Origin of the sequence: Halocatena halophila (assembly GCA_027563145.1) — an archaeon.
Taxonomy (GTDB): Archaea; Halobacteriota; Halobacteria; order Halobacteriales; family Haloarculaceae; genus Halocatena; species Halocatena halophila.
Window position 1 is genome coordinate 866,705 of sequence record CP071306.1, and the last position, 25,475, is coordinate 892,179.

Below are 25,475 nucleotides of genomic sequence, written 5' to 3' on the forward strand. Positions count from 1 at the left end.
CAGTTGCAATCGAGAGAACCCCGTACGGAAGACATTTACTGTGGACATTGCAACGCCGAATATGTACACACGTCGACAGCTGCTGGCCGGGCTCGGCTGTGGTGGGATCGTGGGTATGGCCGGCTGTCTCTCCGAGGAGACCGGGTTCTATCCGGGCGACGAGGAAGAGCGAACGAAATGGTGGCCACAGCCCCAGTACGACGGCTATGGGACGTGCTTCAACCCGGAGACAACAGTATCGGCCGACTCGCCGAGCGTGCGCTGGGAGCTCGAGATTTCCAGTCCGTCTGCGCGACCGATCATCGTCGATAGCGTGGCAGTGTTGCCGACCAGCGAGGCAGTTCGGGCGGTCTCCACTGTGGATGGGAGCGAACTCTGGACGGCAACGGAGAAAGATTCGGTGGTGTGGCCCAGATCCGTGGCCGCACACGACGGGCTGGTGTTCATTTCGAGCTCAGAGGAACCAGAGCTGATGGCACTCGGTCTGCAGACGGGAAAGCGAACGTGGGAGCGAACCTTCGAACGGCCACCAAAAGCGTTCACGATCGACTATTCGAACTCACACCTTCTCTTCGGTGACGACACTGGAACCGTTTACAGCGTCGATCCAGCCACTGGCAAGACGAACTGGAAGCGTTCCGTGTTCGGACCGATCTCCACTATCGTGACCAAGATAGGATTCCATCTGATTGGAACGGAGGGCGGTGAGGTGTACGCACTATATGGCGAGCAAGGAGATGGCCTCTGGCGTCGGAGATTCCCGGGAGCCATCACAGCGTTGGGGTCGAGGAACGGAAGCCATAGCGGTGCTGGTGCGTTTGTCAGCTGTTTCAGTGGATCGACTTTCGCACTCAATCCGTCCAGTGCGGGAGCTACCGTCTGGTCGAAAGACCTCTGGTCACCGGAATCGGTCGTCGTGACGAGCAGTCACGTGTACACAGCAGGGACCTCAATCTCGGCGATCAACTACCGAAACGGGAAGCGAAGCTGGTCTGTCGGCGAGACGGTCCAGTGTGGCCCTGCAGCTGCGGGCGATCTCGTCTTCGTTGGCGCGGAAAACGCCGTCGAGGCGTACAAGATGGGTGGCGGTGCTGGACTCGGTGGAATACGAATCGATACAAAAGGATGGAGACTGCCGGTCGATGGAACCCCCCAGAGAGGATTTGCAGTCGCCGATGGGGCACTCTTCGTCATGACACAAGGCGGGAACGGTGAGCCATCGAAGGCGTACGCGATCGAATGACGTCCATAGCTCCTCGCCCGTGAAGGGTCAGCCACACACACCAAAATTCATTTCCTGTCACTGTCCAAATTCCACCGAACGAATGCCTGGCTCCAAATTTCTCGACGGCGATACAATCGAACTCTGTGTCCCAACGAAAGCGGATCGAGCGTGGCTCAACAAACAGCAAAACGATCCCCGAATCTGGCGGTCGATGCTCACGCACACGCCAACCCAGCTCGACGAGACACCGTACGAACAGGACGAGGGGACCGTCCGCCTGCTGATCTGCGATTCGAATGTGCCGGTGGGGAAGATCTGGCTGCGACAGGCCGGCATTCAACAGCGCTACGGCACCGGAACGCTCGGCTACTGGATCGCACCCGACGAGTGGGGCCAGGGCTACGCTACGGCCGCCGTCGAGCGCATGGTGACCTATGGCTTCGAACAACGCAGACTCCACCGGATCACTGCTGACGTGTTCGAGTGCAACCCGGCGTCTGCGCGCGTGTTAGAACACAATGGCTTTCACCAGGAAGGAACCGAACGACAGGCCGCATTCATCGACGGCGAGTATCACGACGTCCGCAACTACGGGCTGTTGCGGACCGAATGGATGCGCTGAATCGCACTGTGGTACGCCGGGGGAACACCGAAGTGGATTGCCCGTAACACCAGTGTATGGAACGTGCGCCGACACGGAGCCACACAAACGGCTGTGATCGCCCGTGAACGCGCTGTTCGATGCCGACCGGAGCCTGCTGCCGTGGTGGTTTCTGGTCGCCATCCTCACCGCGATCGTGCTGGCGATCGCCTACGCGTTCGTTGGAACGATTGTCGTTGGGATTTTCTTCTACTACGCAATGCGCCCGATCAACCGGCGTATTCGTCGGTTTACCAGCGCACGCCGATTCGCGGCGGTCACCACGCTGGTACTCGTTCTCTTGCCGATCATCGTTTTTCTGAGCTACACGCTGTTTGTTGGCCTCGAAAGTCTGAACATGGCGCTTTCAGAAGGAATTCGACAGGCACTCCAGCCGTACGTGGATCTCACCAGATGGCTCGAAGAGCCACAGACGCTGGTCACGATCACCGAACAGCTCCAGCGGTCGGCACCGCTTCAGGGGATTCTCACGGCCAGCATCGACGTGCTCGTGGCGGTGACGAACGCGCTCGTTCACGTGGGATTGATCGTCGCAATTGTTTACTACCTGCTCCGAGATGGCGCACGGATCGAAGCCTGGTTTCGAGAAGAGGTGGGGCCAGACAGTGCTGCCTACGCCTACGCCAGCGCTGTTGACACGGACTTAGAAACCGTCTACTTCGGAAACGTCATCGCCCTGGTGATGATCACGCTCGGCGCAATCGTCTGGTACCATGGCTACAACATGATTGCGCCGCCACACCTCCAGGTGCCAGTTCCAATGTTGCTTGGGCTGTTGACCGGCATTGCAAGCATCATCCCGATCATCGTTGGAAAACTCGTCTACCTGCCGATAACGGGGTATCTGGTGTTGCTTGCCATCCGGGCGTCACCAGTCCAGCTCTGGTATCCAGCACTGTTCGGAATCGTCTCGCTCGTCGTGCTCGATCTGATCCCACAGTCATTCATTCAGCCGTATATCGCCGGACGAAAGCTCCACGTCGGATTGACGATCTTCGCGTACGTGTTCGGCGGGCTGTTTTTCGGCTGGTATGGGCTGTTTCTGGGACCGATCATCCTCGTCTTTGCCCTCCAGGCGATTCGGCTGGTCATCACCGATCTCCTCCATGGAGGACCGGTGACGCCACGACCGACGGCCGCTCGCGATCTGGGCTCCGATCCAGCACTCGAAGCCGACGAATGATCACTCCTTTTTGATTGCCGGATTCGTCACGGCACCGTTTGCCGCCGAATCGAACGCCGCACCGTACTTTGCGAGCACGCCGCCCGTGTAGTTCGGGGTTGGTGCATCCATTGTGGCCCGCCGCTCCTCAATCGTTTTCTCTGAGAGCGCAACGTCGAGCTGGCGCGCTTCGATGTCGATCGAAATCGTATCACCGTCTTCGAGAACGCCGATCGGGCCCCCGACGAACGCTTCGGGCGCAACGTGTCCGATCATCGGTCCGCGAGTCGCCCCAGAGAACCGACCATCAGTGAGCAGCGCCACGTCATCCTCGTGGCCCTGTCCGACGACCGCGGCGGTCACGCCAAGCATCTCGCGCATTCCAGGACCACCCTGTGGTCCCTCATTGCGCACAACGATCACATCGCCCGACTCAATCGCTCCGTCCTGCACGTAAGCCATCGCATCCTCTTCGGTTTCGAACACCCGAGCGGGCCCTTCGTGCTCAAATGCGTCCGAGCCGGTCGCTTTCAACACCGCACCGTCAGGGGCGAGATTGCCGCGCAAGATTTTAATCGCTCCCTCCGCTGTGAATGGATCGTCGACCGGACGCAAAAACGGGGCGTCGATCGCCGAATCTTCGGGGAGATCGAGCACATCGAGTTCTTCGGCGATCGTTCGGCCCGTGATCGTCATCGCCTCGCCGTCGATAAGCCCCGCCGCATGGAGTCGACGAATGACGATTGGCACGCCGCCAACATCGTGGAGATCTTTCATCTTTTTCGTCCCGCCAGGCTGAAGATTGGCAATCTTTGGCGTTCGGCGGCTGATCGCGTCGAAATCCGCAAGCGTGAGATCGATTCCGGCCTCTGCCGCCATTGCCAGCAGGTGCAACACCGCGTTCGTCGAGCCGCCGGTGGCAACCTGCACAGCGATCGCGTTTTCGAAAGAAGACTTCGTGAGAATCGACGACGGCGTCCGGTCGTCCTGAACCGCATCCAGTGCGAGTTTCCCAGCACGAGCCGCGACCGACCGGCGCTGGTCAGATTCTGCCGGCGCACTCGCCGATCCGAGTGGAGCCAACCCGATGGCCTCACTGATCGAGGCCATCGTGTTGGCGGTGAACATTCCGCCACACGAACCAGCTCCCGGACAGGCGTCCCGTTCTAGCGCATCGAGTTCTTCTTCGCTCATGTCGCCGGACGCGACCGACCCAACGCCCTCGAAAACGTTCTGGACGGTCACCTCCCGGCCGTCGTGTTCGCCCGGCATGATCGATCCACCGTACAAAAAGACGCTCGGGAGGTCCGTCCGAATCGCCGCCATCATCATTCCTGGCAAATTCTTATCACAGCCGGCGACCGTCACCAGCGCGTCCATCCGCTCGCCAAACGCAACCAGCTCAACCGAATCCGCGATCATCTCGCGTGAGATCAGCGACGCCTTCATTCCCTCGGTGCCCATCGAAATCGCATCCGAAATGGTGATCGTCCCGAACTCGATCGCCATCCCGGATTCGGCTTCGACACCCTCGATTGCAGATTCTGCAACCGTATCGAGATGAACGTTGCATGGCGTTATGTCGGCCGAAGGGTTAGCGATGCCAACCATTGGACTTGAAAAATCAGCGTCATCGTAGCCCATTGCCCGGAACATCGCGCGGTGTGGCGCACGGTCCGGTCCCTCGGTCACCTCGTGACTCGGCAGGGTGTCCGACTTTCCATACTGGTGAAGCTCGTCGCTCATACCCCCACGAACGCCCACAGTCGTATAACTCTCCGGTGGTGGTCAAATCTTGCTGGCTTGCTGGCGACGAACCCCACCATAGTGTTGAATATCCTACTAAAGAACCCGGCCGATTGGTAGAATATCCAACTATTGTATTTTGGAGTTCTATCTGGTGATTACCCAAGCCTACTTGGACCTACTATTACACTAGAGCAATGATGACCCCACAGATTGCTGTTGTATATTATCCAGAGGGGGCAGGACACGCGACACGAATGCTGGCGGTGGGTCGGGCCCTTGAGAAACGGGGAGCGACGGTGAGCGTCGCCGGCGGCGGTCCAGGGACGCAGTTCGTTCGGATGAACGGCTACGATCCGTTCATACCGACAACCGTCGATTTTATCGACACCAGACAGCTTGGGATGGGCGGCGTCCTCACTGATAGCGTTCCCCGCGCCGTTCAGCGGATCAGAGATCTCGTTGGCTGGCTCCGGCGCGTTTCTCCAGCGGCACTCGTTACCGACGACATGTTCGCCACGATCGCCGCAAACGTCGCTGGGGTGACAACCTATCACTTAAGCCACAATTCACCGGGGCTGTATTCACAGTATCTCGAGCGGATCGCCACGTCGGTGCTCTCCTTGCACCACCAGTACTCTGCACGGTCGTTTTTCTATCCAGCAGTGTGGGAGCCTTGCCGAGCAGATCCACCGCGATGCACTCGCGTGGGACCAATCGCACTCGAGGGAGACACTGAAACGCCCGATATCGACGTTCTCGTTGTGCCGAGCGTCTACTCCCGGGAGATGGATCGGTTTATCGAGCCAGTGCGAGAAGATGGTCGGTCGGTGCTCGCAGTGGGTGGGCCGGACTGGGAACCAGTCGTCTCGCTGTTTCCCTACATCGAGGCCGCAAATCTCGTCATCTGTTCGGGATATTCGACCGTGATGGAGGCAGCCGTTGCCGGAACGCCGTGTGTCGTGCGTCCGTTCACGGACGAACAGCGTGGCGTCGCCGCACTGCTCGCAGAAACGGACGGCTTTGCCGTCGTCGACTCACCGTCGGCGGTTTCCCGCGCAGTTGCGCGACCGCCACCAGCTCCATCGTTCAAGAACGGTACTGATCTGGTCGCAGAACGGGTGCTCTCAGAGATCGACACAACGCAACCGTCACATCCGCGTCCAACGGCCACACCGAGCAGCGCTACTGGTTCGCGGCCGACTGAATCCAGACGGTCTTCTGGTTTGTAAACGCCTCAATCCCGCGTTTCGATAGCTCTCGTCCGTAGCCCGAGCGGCCAATGCCACCGAATGGGAGTCGGGGATCGGACTTGGTGAGTTCGTTGATGAACACACAGCCGGCGTCGATTCGTCCCGACAGCTCCCTGGCGACGTCGAGATCGGTACTCCAGAGCGAACAGCCAAGACCGTACGGCGAATCGTTGGCCAGCTCGATTGCGCTATCGGTCGAATCGACCTCGAAGATGGGAGCAACAGGTCCAAACACCTCCTCGTTCGTCATTGGCGTCTCCGGTGGGACGTCTGACAACACCGTGGGTTCGAAGAAATACCCCGTCCGGTCAAGCGGTTCGCCGCCAAGCTCAAGCGTCGCGCCGGCTTCTACCGTTGCTGTCACCTGCTCATCGAGTGTTTCGAGGAGGTCTGCCCTGGCCTGTGGTCCAACGTCGGTCGATTCGTCGGTCGGATCACCAACCGTCAGTGCAGCCATCGCTTCGATGAATCGGTCTCGGAACTCTTCATACACCGCTTCGTGAACGATGAACCGCTTTGCGGCGATACAGGACTGTCCGGAGTTAATCGTCCGTGCCCTGGCTCCAATTCGGGCTGCCGCCTCGACGTTTGCATCGGCAAGCACGATGAACGGATCGCTACCGCCGAGCTCAAGCACAGATGGCAGCAGTTCCGTCCCAGCAGCACCACCCACCGCCTGGCCAGCGCGCTCGCTTCCTGTCAGCGTCACCCCCTTGATACGGTCATCCGTAATGAGCGACTCGACCGCCTCCGAACCAACGAGCAGGCTCTGGAACACCCCATCCGGAACTCCCGCCGCCGATACCACGCGCTCGATCGCCTGCGCGCAGCCAGGTACGTTCGAGGCGTGTTTCAACAGCGCGGTGTTGCCGGCCACCAGGGCTGGTGCGACAAATCGGAACACCTGCCAGAACGGAAAGTTCCACGGCATCACGGCAAGCAACGGACCGAGCGGTTCGTGGCGAACGAACGTCGTTGCGTGTGGTTCGCTCGGCAGTCGCTCGGGGGCCAGATAGGAGCCGGCGTGTTCAGCATAATGCTCACACACCCACGCGCACTTTTCGATCTCCGATCGAGATTCTGTGATCGGTTTGCCCACCTCCGAGGTGATTAACGCTGCGTGCTCTTCACACTCCGATCGTAGCTGTTCGGCAACTCCCTGGAGCCTTTGACGGCGATCACGAAGCGGACGATCGGCCCACGAACTACCGGCGCGGACGGCCGCTGCGATCGATCGCTCGACTGTGGCGTCGTCGTGTGGGGCGATCGGATCGAGCGGTTGCTCCGTTGTGGGATTGATTCGATCCATGATCAAACCACAGCCGGCAATCACAAATAAATATCCGTTAACCAACATCCAAAAATTTGTAATTGGCGAAGATTTTTCAACTATCTAATGCGCAATAACCTGGTGCGTAATAAATAAGTATCTATGAAATAATCATGAGCCGTGCCATCGATGTCCGTGTTAGTAGGGCTCACTGTGCAGACGTTCGGTACCAGCGCACCACCAGCAACTGTCATTTTACAGGGTCAATCCCGGACGATGAGCGAGGTTTTTCCCCATTTGTTTTCTATATTTCTCGTCCTGGGGACGCTCGTCGGCATCGTGGTGTTGTCATATATGGTGTACGTTGCCGTTCGCTATCGGGCTGATGGAGAGACCGATGAACTGAAAGATTCACCCCAGCTCGGGGAGTTACCCGAAGGGGGCGGTGATGGGCGAAAGCTCGCGGTTTCGTTGACGTTGAGCGCGATCATCGTGATTGCGCTGATTTCCTACGCGTGGTTTCTGTTAATGGGAGTCGAAGGCGGACCCCCTGAGGTTAGTGGGGAACCCAATAGCGATAAGCCCCTGTCGGTGACGGTGGTTGGCGAGCAGTTCGCCTGGAAGTACATTTATCCGAACGGGAATTCGTCGTACACCCTTCGGGTGCCTGATGATCGGCCGATAGAGCTCACCATCACCTCAAGCGACGTGATGCACACCTACGGCATTCCGAAATACGATCTGAAAACCGATGCCATCCCAGCACAGAACACGACCACGTGGTTCAATCCCGACGAGACGGAAACCGTCGAAGCAAACTGTTATGAACTGTGTGGGACCGGCCACTCGGAGATGACCTCCGAGGTGATCATTATGGACGGCGCGGAATTCGATCGCTGGTACGCCCAGACAACCAGCGACGCCACGCCGACGCCGAACGAATCGACGACCGAGGGGGCCCACGCCATGGACCATCCACAGAGCAGACTGGCGCACAATCACGTGCTGGTGTAACCGATGAGTGACGACAGATCCACTGATGAGTCAGCTGTACAGCCCGACGGCGGCCACGCGAGCCGGCCGCTTGCCGAACCCACGTCCAAGCAATCCACACTCCGTCGATTTTTCACGCGGGATGATCTCCCACCGTACGGCGCGCTCCGGCGATGGCTACTCACGACCAACCACAAAGACGTTGGCGTGCTCTACGTTGTTACCGCGCTGTTGTTTCTCGTGTTCGGCGGCGTGCTGGCGCTGTTGATGCGCATTGAGCTGTTGACGCCCGTCGGGGACTTTTTGAGTGCTGACGGGTACAACCAGACCGTTTCGACACACGGATTGATCATGGTGTTCTGGTTTCTCTCGCCGTTTGCGTTCGGCTTTGCGAACTACATCGTGCCACTACAGATTGGCGCGAAAGATCTCGCGTTCCCCCGGCTCAACGCCCTGAGCTACTGGCTCTATCTGTTCTCGGGAATACTTCTCGGACTCTCGTTTTTCCAGGGCGGGAGTTTCTCGGGCGGCTGGACGATGTACGCGCCGTTGTCGGTGCCAAACTACATGCCCCAGATTGGCTCGACGACGACGATACTCGCGCTCACGTTGTTTGTTATTTCAGTCACCGTTTCGTCGGTGAACTTCTTGACGACGATGCACCGCATGCGCGCTCCGGGGCTCACGCTCCGACGGATGCCGCTGTTTACCTGGTCAATTTTGCTCACCGTCTGGATGATGTTGTTCGCGTTCGCGGCGTTGCTCGCGGCACTCTTGATTTTGAGCTCCGATCGCATCCTGGGGACGACCTACTTCACCGCTGAAGGAACTCCCGGCTCGTTGCTCTGGACGCATCTGTTCTGGTTTTTCGGCCATCCAGAGGTGTACATCGTCTTTTTCCCGGCACTGGGAGCGATGGCAGAGATGTTCCAGACGTTCACCGGTCGCCGGCTGGTCGGTCGCAAGTGGTTTATCGTTTCAATGTTGCTCGTTGCGCTCCAGAGCTTTCTGGTCTGGATGCACCACATGTTTCTCACATCGATCAATCTTCAGATCAAGACGCTGTTTATGATCACCACGATCGGTATTTCCCTGCCGTTCGACCTGATGGTGTTCTCGTTGATCTACACGATGGTGAAAGGCAGGTTGCGATTCACGACGCCGTTTTTGTTCGCGTTTGGGTCGCTGTTCGTGTTCATTATTGGCGGCATCACAGGCGTCTTTCTCGGAGCGGTCGTTCTCGATTACCAGCTCAGGGGAACCTACTGGGTGGTGGCGCATTTCCACTACGTGATGGTCTCTGGAGTCATGGCGCTCGTCGGTGCGCTGTACTACTGGTATCCGAAGCTCACCGGTCGGATGTACAACCGCCGACTCGGAAAACTCTCGTTCTGGCTGTTTTTCGCCGGCTTCAACCTGTTGTATTTCCCGATGTTCATCGCCTGGGAGACGCCACGACGTGTGTTCGACTATCCAGCAGAGCTCACGGGCTTTCACCAGCTCGCCACCGTCGGTGGCTTTCTCCTCGGATTTGCGTTTTTGCTCGTCATCTGGAACTGTTATCGCAGCCTCTGGGACGGCGAGACGGTCAGTTCGAATCCCTGGGCGCACGCCACCACTGCTGAGTGGGCCATTCCCTCGCCACCACCCCTGGAAAACTTCCCAGGCATGCCGAGCTACGAGAGCGGCTCGCTCGACTTTCTGGACCGTGAAACGGCCTCAACCGACGGTGGCACGGTAACGAAGCCGACACCCTCGAGTCACGACGGTCACGACAGCCACGCGAGCCCCTGGCCGCTGGGGATCTCAATCGGCTCGTTCGTATTGTTCCTCGGATTGTCCGGCGTCGCAACCGGTGGCATCTACGTTCCAATCACGATCGTCGGCGGTGGATTGCTCGCAGTCACCTTGCTAGGATTCGGACTGGAATCGTTTTCGGTTACAGAACCGGCTGTTGCTGAACGATGGCCGTTCGCGGGAATCGAAAACGGAAAGCTTGGCGTCTGGATATTCCTGGCCTCGGATATCGTGCTGTTCGGTGCGTTCGTTGGCTCATACGTCTTCCTCCGGGCAGGATATGGTTGGGAGGCCTGGAAGATCGTTCCCCACAACCCGATTCCCGGATTGATCAACACGTACATCTTGCTGACGAGCAGTTTCTGTGTGGTGTTAGCACTCGTCGCCGCCCAGAAAGGCAGACGTTGGGGCGTCGTCGCCGGACTGACGACAACGCTGTTGCTCGGGATCGCCTTTCTGATCAACAAAGGAATCGAGTGGATCGAGCTCTTTCACCACAACATCTGGCTTTCCACCGACGTGCAGGCCTCAACATTCTTTTTGACGACCGGACTGCACGGGTTGCACGTCGTGCTCGGACTCGTGATCGTGCTGTATATGATCCCCCGGGCGCTCAATGGGGCGTATCTCGACGATGAACGGCCAGTGGAGTATTTCGGACTCTACTGGCACTTCGTCGATATCGTCTGGTTATTCTTGTTCCCGCTGTTCTACATCCTCTAACGAACCATGGCAAACACGAAACTCTACACCGTGATTTACGTCGTACTGTTCGTCTTCGCGACCGCACAGGTTGCGATCGAAGGAATGTCACTGGGCTTTGAACTCGCCGTCGGGCTCATCATCGGGCTCTCGGTGGTCAAGGCCGTCCTCGTCGCAGGGTATTACCAGCATCTGTTCACCGAACCGCGATCGGTAACCTACGTGGTTCTCAGTGGGCTTCTCACGGCGCTGGCACTCACGTTCGCCGCATCGTATTCGATCACGTGAGGATCGGTTCGTAGCGCCTTTCTCGAGTCCACACGATCACTCACCGATGAGTACTCCGGGGGAAATCTCACCCACAAATCTCTCGCCGATGGCATGGCGGTTGCTCCGCGTTGGTGCCGGCTTCGAACAACGGGCAGTCGAACGAGAGATCGACGAAATACAACAGGCACACGTCTCGATGCTCGAGCGAGGCGCACGCTCGCTTTCTCCAGCACGGCGAGCGACGCTGTTCGAGCTGTACGCCGACGAACTCACCACCGCGCAGGTGCGAGCCATTGTGGACCATTTCTGAGCAGCTACTGGTTAGAAAATCGAAATGGTTATTAGTGCTACCTAGAATGTGGCTGTGTATCAATGATACATCGGTTACAATCGTCTGTTCGCAGTAGAATCGGCATATTCCTGGTGGCGATACTCGGTGCGGTGGTGATCGCAGGCTTACCAACACCGGAAGGGCTGTCGATTCGAGGGCAGTACGCCCTGTCGACGATGTACTTCGCGGCGGTGTTGTGGATTTCAGGGGCCGTTGGGCTTGCGGTGACAGCGCTGTCCATTCCAGCGTTGTTGACCGCCTTTGGGGTGTACGCAGATCTCGATCAGGCGTTGCGGGGCTTTGCGGACCATCTGATCTTTCTTTTTATAGCAGGATTCATGCTGGCCAATGCGCTCCAGAAGTACGACATCGACCGCCGGATCGCACTGTATATGATCGCCCGGCTGGGGAGTTCCCCCCGGTTTCTGGTGTTGGCAGTGATGTGTGCAACGGCTATCCTCTCGATGTGGGTGTCGAATACGGCAACGACGGCGATGATGACGCCGATTGCGCTTGGCGTGCTCACGCAGGTGATCGGTCGCGAAGAGATCGAATCACGGGATGAACACGTCGCAACAGATGGGGGGCTGGCACAGGCTGGCGATGGCTTTACCAACATTCAGCTGTCGATGTTGCTCGGTACGGCATATGCAGCCAGCGTTGGCGGCGTTGGGACGCTCATCGGGACGCCACCGAACGCAGTGTTGGCAACACAGCTAGAGGCAATGCACAACTACGAGATCGGATTCGTCGATTGGTTGTTCATCGGACTACCAATCGTGTTCGTTACGCTGCCGCTGGTCTGGTATCTGTTGACCTATCAGTTCTACCCGCCACGGATCGACGACGTTGGTGCGGCCAGAGCTCAGGCACGCACTGAACTCGACGAGCTCGGAACGCTCTCGCCACGTGGACGATGGGTGTTGTACATTTTCACGGCGACAGCGCTGTTGTGGATGATCGGTGGATTAGAACGGCTCGCCGAGTTATTCCTCGGACCGGTGTGGCTGACGACGCTGTTCGGTGGCGAGGGAATGACGATTTTTGGCGTCGAGGGCCACCAGGGACTGCTGTATTACGTGATGGTCGGTCTCTACGCAATTCCTGCGCTGGTACTCGCCGAGACGATGACAATCGAGGAACTGCTCGACATCGACTGGGGCGTGATTTTGCTGTTCGGTGGAGGGATTTCGCTTGCCGATTCGCTTGCAGACACCGGCGCAACCGAGTGGATCGCACAGTCCGTCTTCGGTGGGTTGACCGGTGCACCGATCATTGTGGTCGTCGGTGCTGTGGTGTTGCTCATCATCTTCCTGACAGAGATGACCTCAAACACCGCGACGGCGTCGATCATCGTTCCGGTATTGATCTCTATCGGTGGGACGTTCGCAGCGACGCTTGGGCTCACACCCGTCGCTGCGGGCATCTTTCTGGCGGTGAGTGGGGCAATTGCGGCGAGTTTCGCGTTTGCGTTGCCGGTCGCCACGCCACCGAACGCCATCGTCTTCGGGAGCGGCTATCTCGAACAGAGTCACATGATGCGGGCGGGTGTCATTCTGAACCTGGTGATGACCGTAGTGCTGACCGTGCTGATCTGGCTGTTGTTCCAGTTCGTCTGGCCCGTCCTGCTCTGGTGACTAGATCCAGATGAACACGTAGACGTACGTAAAACCAAAGAACGTGCAGATGAACGCAGCAACAATTTTGAGATGGTAGACGAACAGCTCGTCCGTCTCGGTATCACTCGCCGACTCGAAGCGTTCGCGTTGTGTTGTATCCAACTCACGTTCGTGTCGTTCGCCCAGATGTAACGCACACAATCGCTCGGTCGGAAACGGTCGATCACAGAACGGACAGCGATCGGCTGGCGTCACATCCTCTGGAACGGACGTGGCGATCGACTGTACTGTTGCATCATCGTGTCGGGATTGGCGTGACATATCAGGAGACGAATGGCGGCGCAGCGTACGGTTGTAACACGATCCACATGCTCACGACGGTGTAGGCCATCATGGTCACGACCAGCGGATACTGGATGCGAAGCGGCTGGAGCGTGCCCGTGAACAGTTCGAACGCGCTCGCGTGTGCAACCCAGACGGCGACGATGTGGCCAAAAAGCACGAGCAGTAACTGGAGTCCCCCAATCCATGGACCGGGGACGAGCCGAACCGGAACCATGGGACCACCGAGGGGCTGGACGATGGCAACCAGAAGCACCGGCAGTAGTTCGAGGAGATAGCCCAGATAGTGTGCGAGATGGTAGCTGGCGGCGATTGCCAGCAACGACGGCACGAACCGATCGGCGATCACCGCAGTGGTGACGAACGTCGGCCCTGTCCGTCGGGTGTAACGGACAGCCGCCCGATACACGAACAAAAACAGCAGATAACCACCACCCAGCGCGAGCAGATACACCAACAGCGCAGCAACACCCGGACCGGACACCATCGATCGGACGACGGTGGCCCACAGCTCGGTCCCAGTGAGTCCATCGTACGTCGTCGCCCAGAGGATGGCGATGACGAATCGAACGTCACCCCACCGCACGAGATCGGATGCGGGCGAACGAATCGTGAGCGTGCCGTTGGCGATGTGAAACGGTGCGACGCTCCCATAGGCGCGAAACACGCGCGAAATCGGATCGACACGCTCGAACCACCGACTGCCGAACAGCCAGCCCCCACCAACGGTGAGCACCGAGTAGCCGATGATCACCGCGCTAAGCAGCCGCGGATCGGTGGCGAGCGGTGTCACAACCTCGAGAAACACCAGTCCCAACAGTCCACAGACAGCAGCCCACCGTTCGACAATCGGTGGAATTTGGCGTCTGCGACCATCGACATCGAGTGCATCAACGATCGTTCGCCAGGGATTGAACTGTGGCCAGCTGTTTGTGAACGTGTAGACCGAGATGGTGTAGCCAGCCCACCAGCCAACCCAGACGAACAGGATCGTGAGGCTGCTCAGTGGTGAGACGGGTCCAACGAGACCCACCACAAGGAGGACTATTAGCCAGCCGACCGAGAGCCAGCCGACCGAGAGCCAGCCGACACGCCGACCGAGCCATCGCAGCCAATCGGGGAATCGATAGCGCAGCGAGCGCCGGCTGAACCAGCAGAGAAACTCCCGATCGGTCACCGTCGCTGTGAGCAAAAACGAACTAAAGACGACGCCACCGCCAGTCGAGAGCAACAGCCACTGTGGGACTGTTACCGGTTCGTCGGAAGGCCGTATCGCACCGGCGTGTGCCACTACCGGATCACAGAGCATCATTGTGAGACAGACACCAACTGCGAACCAGCCACTCACACGCACCCACCGAAGGGACCACTTCGAATCCATCGAATCAGCCGACGAGGACGAGTTGGCCTGCGATCACGGCGATCGCGATACAACCGAGCAGCCAGAGCGCCACTCCCGTGGCCTCCGCGCTCTTGCGACCGTGACTGCGCAACGAAACGTAGATCCCCGAGATAAGATAGCCACAGAAAATACCACCAAGCACCACTGCAATGAGGATGCCCGCGGTCTGGCCCGCAAACTGTCCGATCGAGTCACCAGCGAGAAACGCAAGCGTTCCTCCGCCAGCTACAGCGACGAGTAGTAAAAACCCAAGGATCCAGCTGGAAGGAATCTCCTCCTCAGCGGTGGCTGACTGTGGTGGGGGTGTGGCTGGGCTCGATTTGCTCGTTCGCAGTCGGGTGAATACCACCACAACCGCCACGAGCAACACACCCATCGATGCGGTGAGTGCTACCGTGTTTGAGAGTATCATGGTGTACCACCCCATTACGAGCCATCCCTAATAAGAATTGCAGCGAACGGTCAGTTCAGCGAGACGATTTGTCACTCGAAGTCGCGGCGCATCGCAATCTCGAACCAGGGGCAGAGACGGAGTTGGCGGTACTGACGAGGATTCTCGTAGAGTCGCTCGTAGGGAACCCACAGATAGCCGCCAACTTCGGCCGGATCCGGATCGAGTGTCGTCTCATCGAGCGTACATTTCAACACCGAGCACACCTCGAACTCGACGCCGTCGTTGAGATAGTATCGTTTGTACTCGAACTTATCCGTCACCCGGAGGTCTGAGTACTGTGACGGCTCGATACCGAGTTCTTCTTCGAGTCGCTCCTCGGTGGCATCGATCTGGGTCTGTCCCTCAATGGGGTGGGAGGCGACGGTTCCATCCCAGTGTGTGTCCCAGAGTCGTTTGTCTGCGCTGCGCTGTGCGAGCAGAATGTTCCCGTCGCCATCGAACACCAGCGCGGTGAACGCTCGGTGGCGGATTCCATCGCCGGTATGAGCGGTAAGTCGGTTGACGACCTCCTGTGGGTTGTCATCGCCGTCCACAGCGACGACGTTCTGGGCCGCATTCTCGTGCGACAACTCGTCGTCGGACGACGAGATCGAATCTGTGGCCATGCGCGTGAATCAGTGTGGTGATCTTAAGGCCTCTTCGAATTCCGTGGTGGCTTACCCAAGCCGTTCATCCAGAATGAGCCGTGTTTTCGTACTCTTTACCTCCTCGAGACCGCGTGCTTTGGTAATCAGGTCGTTCACTCGTCGCGTATCAGTCGCATCGACCACTAACACAATGTCTTCTTCGCCACTCACCTGCCAGACGAAATCGACCTCATCCCACTCGGCCATGCACTCGGACACTGCCGTCGTGTCTACGTCCACTGCAACGGAGATCTCAACCATCGCCTTGACGTTACCCGTCCGCGTCGAAACCGTAAACCGCTCGATGATTCCGTTATCGACCAGTCGATCGACTCGATTTCTGACCGTCCCCTCGGAGGTGTCGACCGTCGAGGCGATCTCCGTGTAGGGCATCCGAGCATCTCGACGGAGGACGTTCAGGATATCCCGATCGAGACTGTCCATTTCCATTGAGGTTATTGTGTAACAGTGGCCGTCACTTGTGAATTACGATATTCGAAGCTAGATTTCGAATGACAATGGTTAAGGCGATCAATAGATACTTTTTTCGTAATGACGAACGCCTACGTTGCGCTCGAGGGGGGTCGTGTGGTCACCGCTCGCTCTCGTGCTCCGGGTCGTGCTCATGGCGAACTGGTGTTCACAACCGCATACACCGGATACGAGGAGAGTCTCACCGATCCATCGTACGAAGAGCAGGTGTTAACCTTTTCCTATCCGTTGATCGGCAACTACGGCGTCCGCGAGGAGCGATTCGAATCCGACCGGGTACATCCACGGGCAGCCGTCGCTCGCGAGCTGACCGACGATGTCGCTGCGTGGCTCACAGAAGAAGGTGTCCCAGCGGTTGATCAGCTCGACACGCGCGAACTCGTGATTGCCATTCGTGAGGAGGGCGCAATGAAGTGTGGAATCGCTGCTGGCCCGGACGCAACGCCCGAGGCTGCACTCGAGGAGCTATCGGCGTGTGTGTCGATGAGCGATCACACCGAGATTGGCGAGCAGGTGACGGTTGACAGTCCGGTGGCGTACAATCGCGACGGCGATGGGCCAGACGTTGCACTCATCGATTGTGGTGCAAAAGGTTCGATCGTCACGTCGCTCATCGACCGCGGCGCAACGGTCCACGTGTTGCCCTGTGACACCACCGCAGACGCCATCACGGAGCTTGCGCCAGATATACTGTTCATCTCGAATGGCCCAGGCGATCCGAAAAACTTCGAGGCGGCCGGCGAGCTCGTCTCGACGTTTGCTGGCGACATTCCGATGGCCGGAATCTGTCTCGGCCAGCAGGTGATCGCCGACGCGCTCGGTGGCGACACCGAGAAGATGACGTTTGGCCATCGTGGCGTCAACCAGCCCGTCCGTGACCTTCGCTCCGGACAGGTGCTCATGACGACACAGAACCACGGCTACACGGTCAGCGATCCCGGCCAGCTCGAAGTGACCCAGGTGAACGTCAACGACGACACGCCAGAAGGACTCGACAGCGACGAACTCAACATCATCACCCGGCAGTATCACCCAGAGGCCAACCCTGGTCCAGAAGACACGCTCGGCTTTTTCGACGACGTTGTGGCGCTTTCTGGCTCGACGAAAGCGGTGTCCTCAGCGGACTGAACACACAACATAGTTCTTTTTTGTGGCGTACGAGGCTGGTGATCATTGCTGAGTGACAGCCGTATCGCTTGTGCGACCCAGCGCTCCGTTCGCTTCGGTGGTGAAGCCATTTGGCTACCGGGATGAAGGATAGTCACGAATAGCCTAATCTGAATTAGGCTAACTCGGATTAGTGTATTCTGCGTTGCATTACACCGAAACCGTCGTCGATATCGGTCGCTGGTGGTACAATGGCCACGAGGTTGATGTGGTTAGACTCACCACTGAGGGAACTCTCGTCGTTGGAGAGTGTACATTCACGAATTCGCCGCTCGAGTACGGTGCGCTCGCCTCACTCGAAACACACGCCGATCACATCCGGTGGAGTCCACATGGTAGCAAGCCGACAGTGGAATATGCCTTGTTCAGTCGTAATAGAACGACACGATCCGTTCAGGAAGCCGTCGCCGATCGTGATGTGATTCGATCGTTCGATCTTCACGAGATAACACAGGCCGTACAATGACGATCAAGAATCGTCGAACAACAATCAGCGCAAAAGAAATCCGCGATCCGCGCTCGATCAGCTGAACATGTCCCGCATCACGGGATGCATCTCCATTAACTGCTCTTCTGCAATCTCCTCGTAGAGCTTATACGTAATCGAGACGGTGAGCAGGAGTCCAGTTCCAGACACCTGTCCGATCGTTCCGAGCATGTTGGCTCCGACCGCGAGCAGCCCAACGAGGGCACCGCCGATGATCGTCACTTGCGGAATGTATCGCGCGAGCACCTTCTCCATCACACCTGGGTTCCGACGGAAGCCGGGAATCTGCATCCCCGAGTTCTGGATCTTCTCTGCGGAGGCTTCTGGCCCCATGTCTGTCGTTTCCACCCAGAAGACTGCAAACAGCGCACCGCCAACGACCATGAACAACAGATCGATGCCGATCCGTAGCAGTATCTGGGCGGGCTCTGTGGCCAGCGCGTCAATCCACTGCGTCGATCGAATGGGCTGGAAGTAGTAAAACAGCCCATCCGTTGGGACCAACCCCGCCTGTTGGTTCTGTGTATACTCCCAGAATGGCATCATATTGCCGAACTGGCCGTACAGGAGTTTGCCAACGAGCTGAATGTTGGCCTGCAGCGCACGGACGAGAATCATCGGCAGCACGCTGGCGTAGATGAGCTTCACGGGATACCGACCGCGGGCACCCTTTACCTTCGCGTGACTCAGTGGAATCTCAACGCGCACGCTCTCTGCATACACGACGATCGCGAAGATCAACAACGTGGTGAACAGCGCGAGGAGATTTCCGGGTCCAAGTAGCAGTGAGGACAGCCCACTGCCCGACAACACCGGGCCAAGCGGTGTCTTTCCGATGATAATATCGAACCAGCTCGCGAAGAATCCTTTCGGCTGACCGGTCCCGAAGAATCCGCGCATGAGCGACTGGCTCACGCCGGCGATGATGAACAGGCCGATTCCGCTCCCGACGCCCCACTTGCTGATCACTTCGTCCATGAACAACAACAGGAGACCGCCGACCAGGAGCTGCGCGAAGATGAGTACCTGAACGCCAAACGTTCCAATCCCGAGCTGTGCGCCAAGCGCCTCGCTCGCGGGCAGCATGCCCCCGATAAACACCATCGGCAGCCCGGTCAAGAAGATCATCACGACGACCAGGAACTTCTGCAGTCCCTGATACAGCGCCTGATCACGTGGATTCGAGGTGTCGAGCCCGAGGAGATTCGCCCCACCGAGCAGCTGCAACACAATGCTTGCAGTGACGATCGGTCCAATTCCCAGATGTAACACGGTCCCGGTTCCACCAGCCAGAATGGCACGGAACTGACCGTAAATATCAGACGATCCCTGTCCTCCCAGCCCGAACAGGTAGACGTTCGTCAGGAAGAAATACAGGACAAGCACGCCTGCTGTCCAGCCAATCTTCCGTTTGAACGGTACGTGGCCCTGTGGGCGTGAGACGGTGGGCATCCGGGTGAGGACCGGGGCGGCGGTCTCCTTCCAACTCATTATTCTTCGTTCTCTCCCTCGTCCTCGGTATCGTTTTTGGTTTCCGCCGCGCGTTTCTCACCGCGCTCGGTCAGCGTGACCGATCCGCCTGCGCTCTCGATCAACTCAACGGCGCTCTCGGAGAACGCATCGGCGGTTACAGTAAGTGTGCCGTGCACCTGTCCGCCGCCAAGCACTTTGATGTAATCAACGTCCTCGCTCGTATCGAGTACGTCGCGCACATCGATGGCGTAGCCATCTGCAGTCTCCTCTGCGAGGCCATCGGCCGCGAAGAGCGCTGCATCCTCATCGAGCCGGCGGACGTCGATCGTCTCGACCGTCTCTTTTGCTTTTTCCGGCCGCTTGAAGCCGTGTTTGCCGACCGATTCGTAGTTGTGGAACTCGTGTTTCGAGCGGCCTGCACGTCCTCGGCCACCGCGATGGCCGGCACCGCGACGGTTCTTGTGCGTGCCGCCGCCGTGCGTGCGAGAGCCGCGCTGTCGTTTCTTTTTGCTGGTCATCGCATCGTAGTGAGGAGCTCGTCGATCTCCTCGGTCGTGTGTTTACCAAGCTGGCCACCCTCCTTCGTTGGGTGTTTGAGTCCGTTGTGGCCGCCACGCGGGGGATGAAGCCGAAGCGTCGGTGAAATCCCTGCCTCGCGCAGCGTCGTCTCTTCTGCCACAAGCGCACTCGCCAGCGCATCGATACTGTCGTAATCGGTGTTTGCACCAACCCACTCCGCATCGAGAGCCTCGCCCGATTCCGTCTGTCCGCGGGTCTCGAGCAACAGCGCAACCGTCTCATCGCTTGGCGTTCCGTGGGCAACCCAGTCGTTCACCTTCGTGATCATGCCACGGTAGGTCTCGGTCTCTGGAACGAACGTACAGTGGTTGACGCGGCCGAGATTGAGCATCGAGATCGTGTCTCGAACGCCCTCGCTCATGTCGACCTCACCGCGAATCTGAACGAGTGCTTCCATTATTCGGCCACCTCCAGTTGCTCCTGTCGTGGGCCACGGGCCTGCGCCGAGTTCATCAGCGCATTGTACGTCGCCTTCGAGAGGTTGATCGTCGTTCGAGTGTTGCCGTGACTCTTCGTCCAGGCGTCCTCGACGCCCGCGAGCTCAAGCACGCTCCGGACCGTCTCGCTCGCTGCGAGCCCGAGTCCAAGCGGTGCTGGCATCAACTCGACCGTCACGCTGCCGGCTTTGCCTTCCGTCCGGCGTGCAAGCGAGTGGTTGCCGCCCGCGCGGTCCTCCCAGGAACCGCTGCCGCGCTCGACCTGGATGATGTTCAGCTTGGCAATCTCGATCGCTTTCTGGATTGCACCGCCAACCTGGTCATCCCGACCTTCAGCATAGCCAACGAAGCCGTTGCGATTGCCGATAACGACCGCACAGCGGAATTTGACACGGCGACCCGAGTCAGTCATCCGCTGGACCATGTTGATGTCGAGCACGTCGTCTTCGAGGTCCGGCAGCAGCTGATCGACGAGTTCGGGCTCTTTCAGCGGAAGCCCGCTCGCGAGTGCCTGCTCCATTGAGGTCACGTCACCCTCAGCAACCTGCTTGCCAAGGCGCGTCTGTGGTTCCCAGCCGTTACTCATAGCTCATCCTCCAGTCGATTCCGTACGTCGTCGAAATGTTCGGGCAGTTCGGTCGCATCGAATTCACCACTGTACAGCGGGTCATCCAGGGAAGCCGCATAGTCGGCGATATGCTCGCCACGGGTTCGGTCCCACTCTGCGAACACGTCGTCGCTGTGTGGAATGTCGATCCCAGCGTCGATAGCGCCTTCCTGGACCGCGAACACCTTGTTGCCGGGTGTCGCGGTGTTGAGTCCGATGTCGAGCACTGCGTCCTCGAGTCCCGCTGCAATCGCGCGCTTGCCAGCCAGATAGCCGGTCAAGTACGCAGCAGGCAGGTTACTCGTCGGTGCTTCCCAGCCAAACTCCGATAGATCAGCCGAGTGTGCGCTCGCCAACGTTCGATCCCCCTCTGGGCCTGTGCTCACCAGCTGCGCCCTGATGTGTTTGTTACTCTTGCGAGCAACCAGGCGTGGCTTGCCGGATTTCAACAGGCGCAACCGCTGATGGTAGTTCGTGCGTGCCTCACGGCGACGCCGCATCGGCACTTTGTATCGTGGTCCGGTTGCCATCGTTATTCTTGCTCCTCGATGTATCGCTCTAGGTCACCGACACTGTCGAACTCGCCACCGCTGGCCTGATCGTACAGCGATCGGTATTCCGATGAGGAGAGCTCGCCCTCATCGCGGAGTTCACGCAAGCGACGTCGCTGTGCGCGAATCCGACCCATCCAGTCGTCCTTTCGATTCTGCCGTGCGCCGGCGGTTCCCTTCCGAGAGCCGTGTCCCTTCAGGTGACCGTAGGCGCGCTTTTTGTTGCGCTCACGCGCGCGACCTCGCGAATTCGACCGCTTTTCGCGTTTGGTCTGAATGAGGTCGCGATCGATTAGATCCCGAACGTCCTCGCGCGTGATCGCATCGGCAATCTCGCCCTGTGCCTCCGGGTCGAGCCAGACGCGGTTTTTGCCAACGTCGAGCTCGTCCGCTGCGATTCGTTTCTGATTTTTCAGATCACTCATCGGTGCGTTTAACCTCCACGTATGTTGGGTTCAGTACGCGAATGCCCGCCTCCTCGGCGGCCTCTTCGATGTGCTCGCGTTTGCGCGCGCCCACCGTCGAGCCGATGCGAACGGCGTGGGTGTCACCATCGACGCCTTCTAAGTCGTCCGTGTTGAACACACGGACTTCCTCAAAGCCGCTTGGGTGGCGACCACGCGCCGCTTTCGGCGTTCGAAAGCCAGCCTCGACGGTCGCACCTTTGCCTTTCTGACCCTGGCGCTGTTTCGAGAGGTTTCCACGCGGCGCACGCCACGATTCGGGCGTGCGCTTTTTCTTGTGGTAGTCCTGCCGACGGAATGCCGGCGTTCCCTCACGAGCGCGCTGTGCGAGTTTCTGTTCGGTCTCCTCGTCGAGATCCGGTGTTTTATCCACCAGCCCACGTGGCTGGAGTTCGGTCTCGACGGCCGTTTCGGGCTCGGGCTCTGGCGTCTCGTCTTCGATTTCTGCCTCGGTCTCGGTTTCGATCTCGAGATCGCCAATGTCGGCTTTGATACGCGCTGCGAGTGCGTTGCCAACCCCATCAACATCCGAGAGATCGGACTGGTCTGCTGCGCGTAGGTCGTCGACCGACTCGAAGCCTGCCTCACGGAGCGATTCGGCCTTGCTCTCGCCGATACCGCTGACCTCCGTCAGTGCTGTCGGTGTCTCTTCGTCTGCCATCAGGCCTCACCTCGGTTTGGTTTCTGTGTGATGTACACGCCGTCCTGGAAGACCCGTGGGTCTTTGTCAGTCACGCGTGTGAGCTGTTCGATATCCGCGGCCGTCTGGCCCACTGCTTCGATGTCGGGCCCAGAGAGCGTGACAGATTCGCCATCAACACTCACGTCGGTGTCACCGTGGATTGGTGTCCGTCTGTCGGCCCGCTCACCGAGGAAGTTCGAGATGACGACATCGTCGCCCTCGACACTGACCTGCATCGGGAAGTGTGAGTAGAGCACTTCCATCTCGTAGGTCCAGCCTTCGGTGACGCCGTGGATCATGTTCCGGATGTGGCTCTCGAACGTGCCAACGGTCGAGTGCGTCTTTGCGTCGTCTTCGTCGGTTTCGACACGAACCGTGTCGTCCTCGACGGTGACGCGTACGTCCGGATACCACAGCCGCCGCGTCACGGTACCCGCTGGCCCATCGATCGTGAGATCGAGATGGTCCACGGATCCGCTTACGTCGTCCGGTAGTTCGATTGTTGTACTCATTGTCGTTCAGTAGACGTATGCGATTACCTGGCCACCGACGCCCTGTTCGCGGGCCTCGTAGTGGCTCATGATGCCGCTGCTGGTGGTCACGATGAGCGTCCCGTAATCACGAGCGGGGAGAAACCGTTTCTCCCACGTTTCGAACTCGTCGACACCCGCGGAGTATCGCGGGTTGACAGGGCCGCACTCGTTGATCGCACCTTTCAGATCAACCTCAAACTCGCCGGCTTTTCCGTCGTCGACGTACTCGAAGCCGTCGATATACCCGAAGTCATAGAAGACCTCGAGGACGCTGCCGATGATGTTCGAAGCGGGCGATACGGTGTGGCTGAGATGGCCCACGCTCTCGGCGTTATCGAGTCCCGAAAGCGCGTTGCTGAGTGGATCGTTGTCCGCCATAGTTAGCTGTACTTTTTGAATCCCATCTCGCGGGCGATCTCACGGAAACACTGCCGACAGAGCCAGATATCATACTTGCCAACCAGCCCCTGCTTTCGCTCACAGCGCTGGCACTGCTCGATCTGGTCCGTTCGCTTCGAGCCGTCGTCGCCCGTCTCCGGGTCCTGATGTTCACTTTCGCTCATGTGTTACTGTACCTCCACGTCGTAGTTCGATTCGAGGAAGGCGATCGCGTCCTCGACCGTCAGTCGGTGGTTCGTAGGGATCTGACGGGTCGCCTTATCGCGTTTGCGAACCCGGTAGCCCGGACGCACCAGATTGACCGTCACGTCGAGCCCGTAGATACCGATCTGTGGGTCGTACTCCTGGTCCTCGAAGTTGGTGTGCTCTTCGATGCCGAAGCTGAAGTTGCCAGTCTCATCGAACTGTGACCGGCTGATTTCCGTGAACGCCAGCGCCGTCGCGAGAAAGTCCTCTGCAAGATCATCACGGAGTGTGACTTTCGTTCCGATCGGATCGCCCTCACGGACGTTGAACTCCGGAACTGTCTGCTCGGCCACCGTTCTGACCGGCTGTTGTCCGGTGATCTCACCAAGGATTTCCTCTGCGTCGGCGAGTTCTTGTCCGCCTGAGCCGACGCCCATGTGGACGACGACCTTCTCGACGACGGGAGTGCGCATCTCGTGGCCCACTGCCGTTTCGGATTCACTCATTCGTCGCTCACCTCCTCATTGTCGAGGAAGTTCTCGTCGATCACGACGACGTACTCCTCGATCGTCTCGAAGCCGACGTCGTCCTGCTCGACGACGACGCCGTTCGGCGAGCTCCCTGGCGTCACGTCGATGTTCTCGATCGTGCCAATTTCACCCGCGTGGCGGCCCTTGACGGCCGTCACGAGCGCACCGTCCTCGTATGGGAAATGCGCCAGGACCGAAGCGTCGTCGGTGCTGATGACGACTGAGTCGTTCGTGCTGATCGACTCATCGTCGGTCAACAGCGTCCGTCCGTCGTGCAGACCAAGCTGGATCTGACCACCGTCGACGTGGTGCTTTTCGGTCACTTTGCCGAGCTTGCCGTCCGTATCGGCCTCATCGATCGGGGTCAGTGCGAGTCGACCGCCCTCGTCCGGGAACACCCGGTAGAACTCCGCGCGGTCGCCAAAGCCGACGATGTCGAACATGCCGACAGGGCGTCGGACGTCGGACGGCACGTCGCCGTTAACATGCACGCTGCCCTGCTCAAGCGCGTACTGTGCCTCTTTTTTCGAGTCAACGTAGCCGAGTACGTCCCGGAGCACGATGAGGAGGGGAACGCCCGCCTCGCCGTGTGGGCCACCACTGGCTTTGACCGTGTAGTGCTGTTCTTTGCGCGCGATCGGCCACGTCTTTGGGACGGAGAGTCGCTTCTGGTGCTTACTCATCGTTTGCCTCCGTGAGACGCGCCTCCCGCACGTCGTCGTCGAGATCCAGGTCCGTCACCTGCACGTTGCTCGCATCGAGCGGCCGGGCGACCTCTTCGCCATCTGCCGTCTCGAGCGTAACGTCCTCGACTGCGATCGTGCCCTCGCTGAGATCAACATTGACGACCTCGCCGTCCGTTCCAGCGAAATCGCCGCGCTGGACGGTGACGGTGTCGCCTGCGTTGACCCGGACCGAGCGCTGGTCGTACTCCTCGCGCAGTTCGGGCGCGAGCGGTGCACGAACCTGCTTGTGGCGCTGGTGCAGGGGCGCATCACGTGTGTTTTCACGTTGTTTGTGTGGTTGTCGAGTCAT

Annotated in this window: 31 protein-coding genes; 11 read left to right on the forward strand and 20 right to left on the reverse strand. The window is 58.9% G+C overall.

Annotated features, from left to right (window positions below):
* Positions 1 to 61 precede the first annotated feature (61 nt).
* From JXQ78_RS04570 to JXQ78_RS04580, 3 genes are all read left to right on the forward strand, one after another.
* The gene (locus tag JXQ78_RS04570; protein ID WP_330632296.1) at positions 62 to 1,243 is read left to right on the forward strand and encodes an outer membrane protein assembly factor BamB family protein; all 1,182 of its coding nucleotides are present in this window, start codon (positions 62 to 64) and stop codon (positions 1,241 to 1,243) included.
* An 82-nt stretch (positions 1,244 to 1,325) separates the two neighbouring features.
* A complete protein-coding gene (locus tag JXQ78_RS04575; protein ID WP_330632297.1) occupies positions 1,326 to 1,847 on the forward strand; it encodes a GNAT family N-acetyltransferase in 522 nt (173 codons plus the stop codon).
* Positions 1,848 to 1,950: 103 nt separating this feature from the next.
* Positions 1,951 to 3,069 (forward strand): AI-2E family transporter, encoded by a 1,119-nt coding sequence (locus tag JXQ78_RS04580; RefSeq protein WP_330632298.1) that lies wholly within the window; start codon positions 1,951 to 1,953, stop codon positions 3,067 to 3,069.
* Here the strand turns inward: JXQ78_RS04580 and ilvD are convergent, their stop codons facing one another.
* On the reverse strand, positions 3,070 to 4,794 hold the full coding sequence (gene ilvD, locus JXQ78_RS04585) for a dihydroxy-acid dehydratase (RefSeq protein ID WP_330632299.1): 1,725 nt from the start codon (positions 4,792 to 4,794) through the stop codon (positions 3,070 to 3,072).
* Positions 4,795 to 4,991: 197 nt separating this feature from the next.
* Here ilvD and JXQ78_RS04590 point away from each other — a divergent pair, with 197 nt between their 5' ends.
* Entirely contained in the window at positions 4,992 to 6,026 is a 1,035-nt protein-coding gene (locus tag JXQ78_RS04590) for a glycosyltransferase (protein WP_330632300.1), read from the forward strand.
* On the opposite strand, the gene JXQ78_RS04595 is transcribed toward JXQ78_RS04590, so the two are convergent.
* Entirely contained in the window at positions 5,980 to 7,356 is a 1,377-nt protein-coding gene (locus JXQ78_RS04595; RefSeq protein ID WP_330632301.1) for an NAD-dependent succinate-semialdehyde dehydrogenase, read from the reverse strand. The genes JXQ78_RS04590 and JXQ78_RS04595 overlap by 47 nt on opposite strands.
* 150 nt (positions 7,357 to 7,506) lie before the next feature.
* On the opposite strand from JXQ78_RS04595, the gene coxB reads away from it, so the two are divergent.
* The 5 genes from coxB (at position 7,507) to JXQ78_RS04620 (ending at position 13,047) form a co-directional block, all read left to right on the forward strand.
* A complete protein-coding gene (coxB, locus tag JXQ78_RS04600; protein ID WP_330632302.1) occupies positions 7,507 to 8,331 on the forward strand; it encodes a cytochrome c oxidase subunit II in 825 nt (274 codons plus the stop codon).
* A 3-nt stretch (positions 8,332 to 8,334) separates the two neighbouring features.
* The gene (locus JXQ78_RS04605; protein ID WP_330632303.1) at positions 8,335 to 10,830 is read left to right on the forward strand and encodes a cbb3-type cytochrome c oxidase subunit I; all 2,496 of its coding nucleotides are present in this window, start codon (positions 8,335 to 8,337) and stop codon (positions 10,828 to 10,830) included.
* A gap of 6 nt (positions 10,831 to 10,836) precedes the next feature.
* A complete protein-coding gene (locus JXQ78_RS04610; RefSeq protein ID WP_330632304.1) occupies positions 10,837 to 11,097 on the forward strand; it encodes a cytochrome C oxidase subunit IV family protein in 261 nt (86 codons plus the stop codon).
* Positions 11,098 to 11,143: 46 nt separating this feature from the next.
* The gene (locus JXQ78_RS04615; RefSeq protein ID WP_330632305.1) at positions 11,144 to 11,389 is read left to right on the forward strand and encodes a hypothetical protein; all 246 of its coding nucleotides are present in this window, start codon (positions 11,144 to 11,146) and stop codon (positions 11,387 to 11,389) included.
* 62 nt (positions 11,390 to 11,451) lie between these two features.
* Positions 11,452 to 13,047 (forward strand): SLC13 family permease, encoded by a 1,596-nt coding sequence (locus tag JXQ78_RS04620; protein WP_330632306.1) that lies wholly within the window; start codon positions 11,452 to 11,454, stop codon positions 13,045 to 13,047.
* On the opposite strand, the gene JXQ78_RS04625 is transcribed toward JXQ78_RS04620, so the two are convergent.
* From JXQ78_RS04625 to JXQ78_RS04645, 5 genes are all read right to left on the reverse strand, one after another.
* Positions 13,048 to 13,350, reverse strand: coding sequence for a DUF7410 domain-containing protein (locus JXQ78_RS04625; RefSeq protein WP_330632307.1), 303 nt, complete (start codon positions 13,348 to 13,350; stop codon positions 13,048 to 13,050). It lies immediately after the preceding gene.
* Between the two features lies 1 nt (position 13,351).
* The gene (locus JXQ78_RS04630) at positions 13,352 to 14,719 is read right to left on the reverse strand and encodes a hypothetical protein (RefSeq protein ID WP_330632308.1); all 1,368 of its coding nucleotides are present in this window, start codon (positions 14,717 to 14,719) and stop codon (positions 13,352 to 13,354) included.
* Positions 14,720 to 14,756: 37 nt separating this feature from the next.
* Positions 14,757 to 15,185, reverse strand: a complete 429-nt coding sequence (locus JXQ78_RS04635; RefSeq protein ID WP_330632309.1) for a hypothetical protein — start codon at positions 15,183 to 15,185, stop codon at positions 14,757 to 14,759.
* A gap of 71 nt (positions 15,186 to 15,256) precedes the next feature.
* Positions 15,257 to 15,832: an NUDIX hydrolase gene (locus tag JXQ78_RS04640; protein WP_330632310.1), complete on the reverse strand. Its 576-nt coding sequence runs from the start codon at positions 15,830 to 15,832 to the stop codon at positions 15,257 to 15,259.
* 51 nt (positions 15,833 to 15,883) lie between these two features.
* Positions 15,884 to 16,297: an Lrp/AsnC family transcriptional regulator gene (locus tag JXQ78_RS04645; protein ID WP_330632853.1), complete on the reverse strand. Its 414-nt coding sequence runs from the start codon at positions 16,295 to 16,297 to the stop codon at positions 15,884 to 15,886.
* Between the two features lie 108 nt (positions 16,298 to 16,405).
* On the opposite strand from JXQ78_RS04645, the gene carA reads away from it, so the two are divergent.
* Positions 16,406 to 17,473 (forward strand): glutamine-hydrolyzing carbamoyl-phosphate synthase small subunit, encoded by a 1,068-nt coding sequence (carA, locus tag JXQ78_RS04650; protein WP_330632311.1) that lies wholly within the window; start codon positions 16,406 to 16,408, stop codon positions 17,471 to 17,473.
* Positions 17,474 to 17,645: 172 nt separating this feature from the next.
* Complete coding sequence (locus JXQ78_RS04655; protein ID WP_330632312.1) at positions 17,646 to 17,978, forward strand: DUF234 domain-containing protein; 333 nt, start codon at positions 17,646 to 17,648, stop codon at positions 17,976 to 17,978.
* Positions 17,979 to 18,035: 57 nt separating this feature from the next.
* Here the strand turns inward: JXQ78_RS04655 and secY are convergent, their stop codons facing one another.
* From secY to rplX, 13 genes are read right to left on the reverse strand one after another with little or no spacing between them, the layout of a single operon-like run.
* A complete protein-coding gene (gene secY / locus JXQ78_RS04660; RefSeq protein WP_330632313.1) occupies positions 18,036 to 19,490 on the reverse strand; it encodes a preprotein translocase subunit SecY in 1,455 nt (484 codons plus the stop codon).
* Positions 19,490 to 19,990, reverse strand: a complete 501-nt coding sequence (locus tag JXQ78_RS04665; RefSeq protein WP_330632314.1) for an uL15m family ribosomal protein — start codon at positions 19,988 to 19,990, stop codon at positions 19,490 to 19,492. The genes secY and JXQ78_RS04665 overlap by 1 nt, the downstream gene beginning before the upstream one ends.
* Entirely contained in the window at positions 19,987 to 20,448 is a 462-nt protein-coding gene (locus JXQ78_RS04670; RefSeq protein ID WP_330632315.1) for a 50S ribosomal protein L30, read from the reverse strand. The genes JXQ78_RS04665 and JXQ78_RS04670 overlap by 4 nt, the downstream gene beginning before the upstream one ends.
* Positions 20,448 to 21,074, reverse strand: a complete 627-nt coding sequence (locus tag JXQ78_RS04675; protein ID WP_330632316.1) for a 30S ribosomal protein S5 — start codon at positions 21,072 to 21,074, stop codon at positions 20,448 to 20,450. The genes JXQ78_RS04670 and JXQ78_RS04675 overlap by 1 nt, the downstream gene beginning before the upstream one ends.
* Positions 21,071 to 21,625, reverse strand: a complete 555-nt coding sequence (locus tag JXQ78_RS04680) for a 50S ribosomal protein L18 (RefSeq protein WP_330632317.1) — start codon at positions 21,623 to 21,625, stop codon at positions 21,071 to 21,073. The genes JXQ78_RS04675 and JXQ78_RS04680 overlap by 4 nt, the downstream gene beginning before the upstream one ends.
* Positions 21,626 to 21,627: 2 nt before the next feature.
* Positions 21,628 to 22,071, reverse strand: a complete 444-nt coding sequence (locus JXQ78_RS04685; protein ID WP_330632318.1) for a 50S ribosomal protein L19e — start codon at positions 22,069 to 22,071, stop codon at positions 21,628 to 21,630.
* Complete coding sequence (locus tag JXQ78_RS04690) at positions 22,064 to 22,771, reverse strand: 50S ribosomal protein L32e (RefSeq protein WP_330632319.1); 708 nt, start codon at positions 22,769 to 22,771, stop codon at positions 22,064 to 22,066. The genes JXQ78_RS04685 and JXQ78_RS04690 overlap by 8 nt, the downstream gene beginning before the upstream one ends.
* A complete protein-coding gene (locus tag JXQ78_RS04695; RefSeq protein WP_330632320.1) occupies positions 22,771 to 23,304 on the reverse strand; it encodes a 50S ribosomal protein L6 in 534 nt (177 codons plus the stop codon). Before JXQ78_RS04695 ends, JXQ78_RS04690 begins: the two co-directional genes overlap by 1 nt.
* A 6-nt stretch (positions 23,305 to 23,310) precedes the next feature.
* On the reverse strand, positions 23,311 to 23,703 hold the full coding sequence (locus JXQ78_RS04700) for a 30S ribosomal protein S8 (protein ID WP_330632321.1): 393 nt from the start codon (positions 23,701 to 23,703) through the stop codon (positions 23,311 to 23,313).
* A gap of 2 nt (positions 23,704 to 23,705) precedes the next feature.
* A complete protein-coding gene (locus JXQ78_RS04705; protein WP_330632322.1) occupies positions 23,706 to 23,888 on the reverse strand; it encodes a 30S ribosomal protein S14 in 183 nt (60 codons plus the stop codon).
* Between the two features lie 3 nt (positions 23,889 to 23,891).
* Positions 23,892 to 24,416: a 50S ribosomal protein L5 gene (locus JXQ78_RS04710; protein ID WP_330632323.1), complete on the reverse strand. Its 525-nt coding sequence runs from the start codon at positions 24,414 to 24,416 to the stop codon at positions 23,892 to 23,894.
* A complete protein-coding gene (locus tag JXQ78_RS04715) occupies positions 24,413 to 25,123 on the reverse strand; it encodes a 30S ribosomal protein S4e (protein ID WP_330632324.1) in 711 nt (236 codons plus the stop codon). Before JXQ78_RS04715 ends, JXQ78_RS04710 begins: the two co-directional genes overlap by 4 nt.
* Complete coding sequence (gene rplX / locus JXQ78_RS04720) at positions 25,116 to 25,475, reverse strand: 50S ribosomal protein L24 (RefSeq protein ID WP_330632325.1); 360 nt, start codon at positions 25,473 to 25,475, stop codon at positions 25,116 to 25,118. Before rplX ends, JXQ78_RS04715 begins: the two co-directional genes overlap by 8 nt.

Coding starts and splice junctions, on each gene's coding strand:
- JXQ78_RS04685 (WP_330632318.1), bottom strand. CDS start 22,071: ATGAGTGATCTGAAAAATCAGAAACGAATCGCAGCGGACGAGCTCGAC.
- JXQ78_RS04690 (WP_330632319.1), bottom strand. CDS start 22,771: ATGGCAGACGAAGAGACACCGACAGCACTGACGGAGGTCAGCGGTATC.
- JXQ78_RS04595 (WP_330632301.1), bottom strand. CDS start 7,356: ATGGATCGAATCAATCCCACAACGGAGCAACCGCTCGATCCGATCGCC.
- JXQ78_RS04590 (WP_330632300.1), top strand. CDS start 4,992: ATGATGACCCCACAGATTGCTGTTGTATATTATCCAGAGGGGGCAGGA.
- JXQ78_RS04645 (WP_330632853.1), bottom strand. CDS start 16,297: ATGGACAGTCTCGATCGGGATATCCTGAACGTCCTCCGTCGAGATGCT.
- JXQ78_RS04625 (WP_330632307.1), bottom strand. CDS start 13,350: ATGTCACGCCAATCCCGACACGATGATGCAACAGTACAGTCGATCGCC.
- rplX (WP_330632325.1), bottom strand. CDS start 25,475: ATGACTCGACAACCACACAAACAACGTGAAAACACACGTGATGCGCCC.
- JXQ78_RS04635 (WP_330632309.1), bottom strand. CDS start 15,185: ATGATACTCTCAAACACGGTAGCACTCACCGCATCGATGGGTGTGTTG.
- JXQ78_RS04670 (WP_330632315.1), bottom strand. CDS start 20,448: ATGGAAGCACTCGTTCAGATTCGCGGTGAGGTCGACATGAGCGAGGGC.
- JXQ78_RS04700 (WP_330632321.1), bottom strand. CDS start 23,703: ATGGCGGACAACGATCCACTCAGCAACGCGCTTTCGGGACTCGATAAC.
- JXQ78_RS04640 (WP_330632310.1), bottom strand. CDS start 15,832: ATGGCCACAGATTCGATCTCGTCGTCCGACGACGAGTTGTCGCACGAG.
- JXQ78_RS04575 (WP_330632297.1), top strand. CDS start 1,326: ATGCCTGGCTCCAAATTTCTCGACGGCGATACAATCGAACTCTGTGTC.
- JXQ78_RS04665 (WP_330632314.1), bottom strand. CDS start 19,990: ATGACCAGCAAAAAGAAACGACAGCGCGGCTCTCGCACGCACGGCGGC.
- ilvD (WP_330632299.1), bottom strand. CDS start 4,794: ATGAGCGACGAGCTTCACCAGTATGGAAAGTCGGACACCCTGCCGAGT.
- secY (WP_330632313.1), bottom strand. CDS start 19,490: ATGAGTTGGAAGGAGACCGCCGCCCCGGTCCTCACCCGGATGCCCACC.
- JXQ78_RS04680 (WP_330632317.1), bottom strand. CDS start 21,625: ATGGCAACCGGACCACGATACAAAGTGCCGATGCGGCGTCGCCGTGAG.
- JXQ78_RS04570 (WP_330632296.1), top strand. CDS start 62: ATGTACACACGTCGACAGCTGCTGGCCGGGCTCGGCTGTGGTGGGATC.
- carA (WP_330632311.1), top strand. CDS start 16,406: ATGACGAACGCCTACGTTGCGCTCGAGGGGGGTCGTGTGGTCACCGCT.
- coxB (WP_330632302.1), top strand. CDS start 7,507: ATGTCCGTGTTAGTAGGGCTCACTGTGCAGACGTTCGGTACCAGCGCA.
- JXQ78_RS04675 (WP_330632316.1), bottom strand. CDS start 21,074: ATGAGTAACGGCTGGGAACCACAGACGCGCCTTGGCAAGCAGGTTGCT.
- JXQ78_RS04605 (WP_330632303.1), top strand. CDS start 8,335: ATGAGTGACGACAGATCCACTGATGAGTCAGCTGTACAGCCCGACGGC.
- JXQ78_RS04620 (WP_330632306.1), top strand. CDS start 11,452: ATGATACATCGGTTACAATCGTCTGTTCGCAGTAGAATCGGCATATTC.
- JXQ78_RS04715 (WP_330632324.1), bottom strand. CDS start 25,123: ATGAGTAAGCACCAGAAGCGACTCTCCGTCCCAAAGACGTGGCCGATC.
- JXQ78_RS04710 (WP_330632323.1), bottom strand. CDS start 24,416: ATGAGTGAATCCGAAACGGCAGTGGGCCACGAGATGCGCACTCCCGTC.
- JXQ78_RS04615 (WP_330632305.1), top strand. CDS start 11,144: ATGAGTACTCCGGGGGAAATCTCACCCACAAATCTCTCGCCGATGGCA.
- JXQ78_RS04610 (WP_330632304.1), top strand. CDS start 10,837: ATGGCAAACACGAAACTCTACACCGTGATTTACGTCGTACTGTTCGTC.
- JXQ78_RS04695 (WP_330632320.1), bottom strand. CDS start 23,304: ATGAGTACAACAATCGAACTACCGGACGACGTAAGCGGATCCGTGGAC.
- JXQ78_RS04705 (WP_330632322.1), bottom strand. CDS start 23,888: ATGAGCGAAAGTGAACATCAGGACCCGGAGACGGGCGACGACGGCTCG.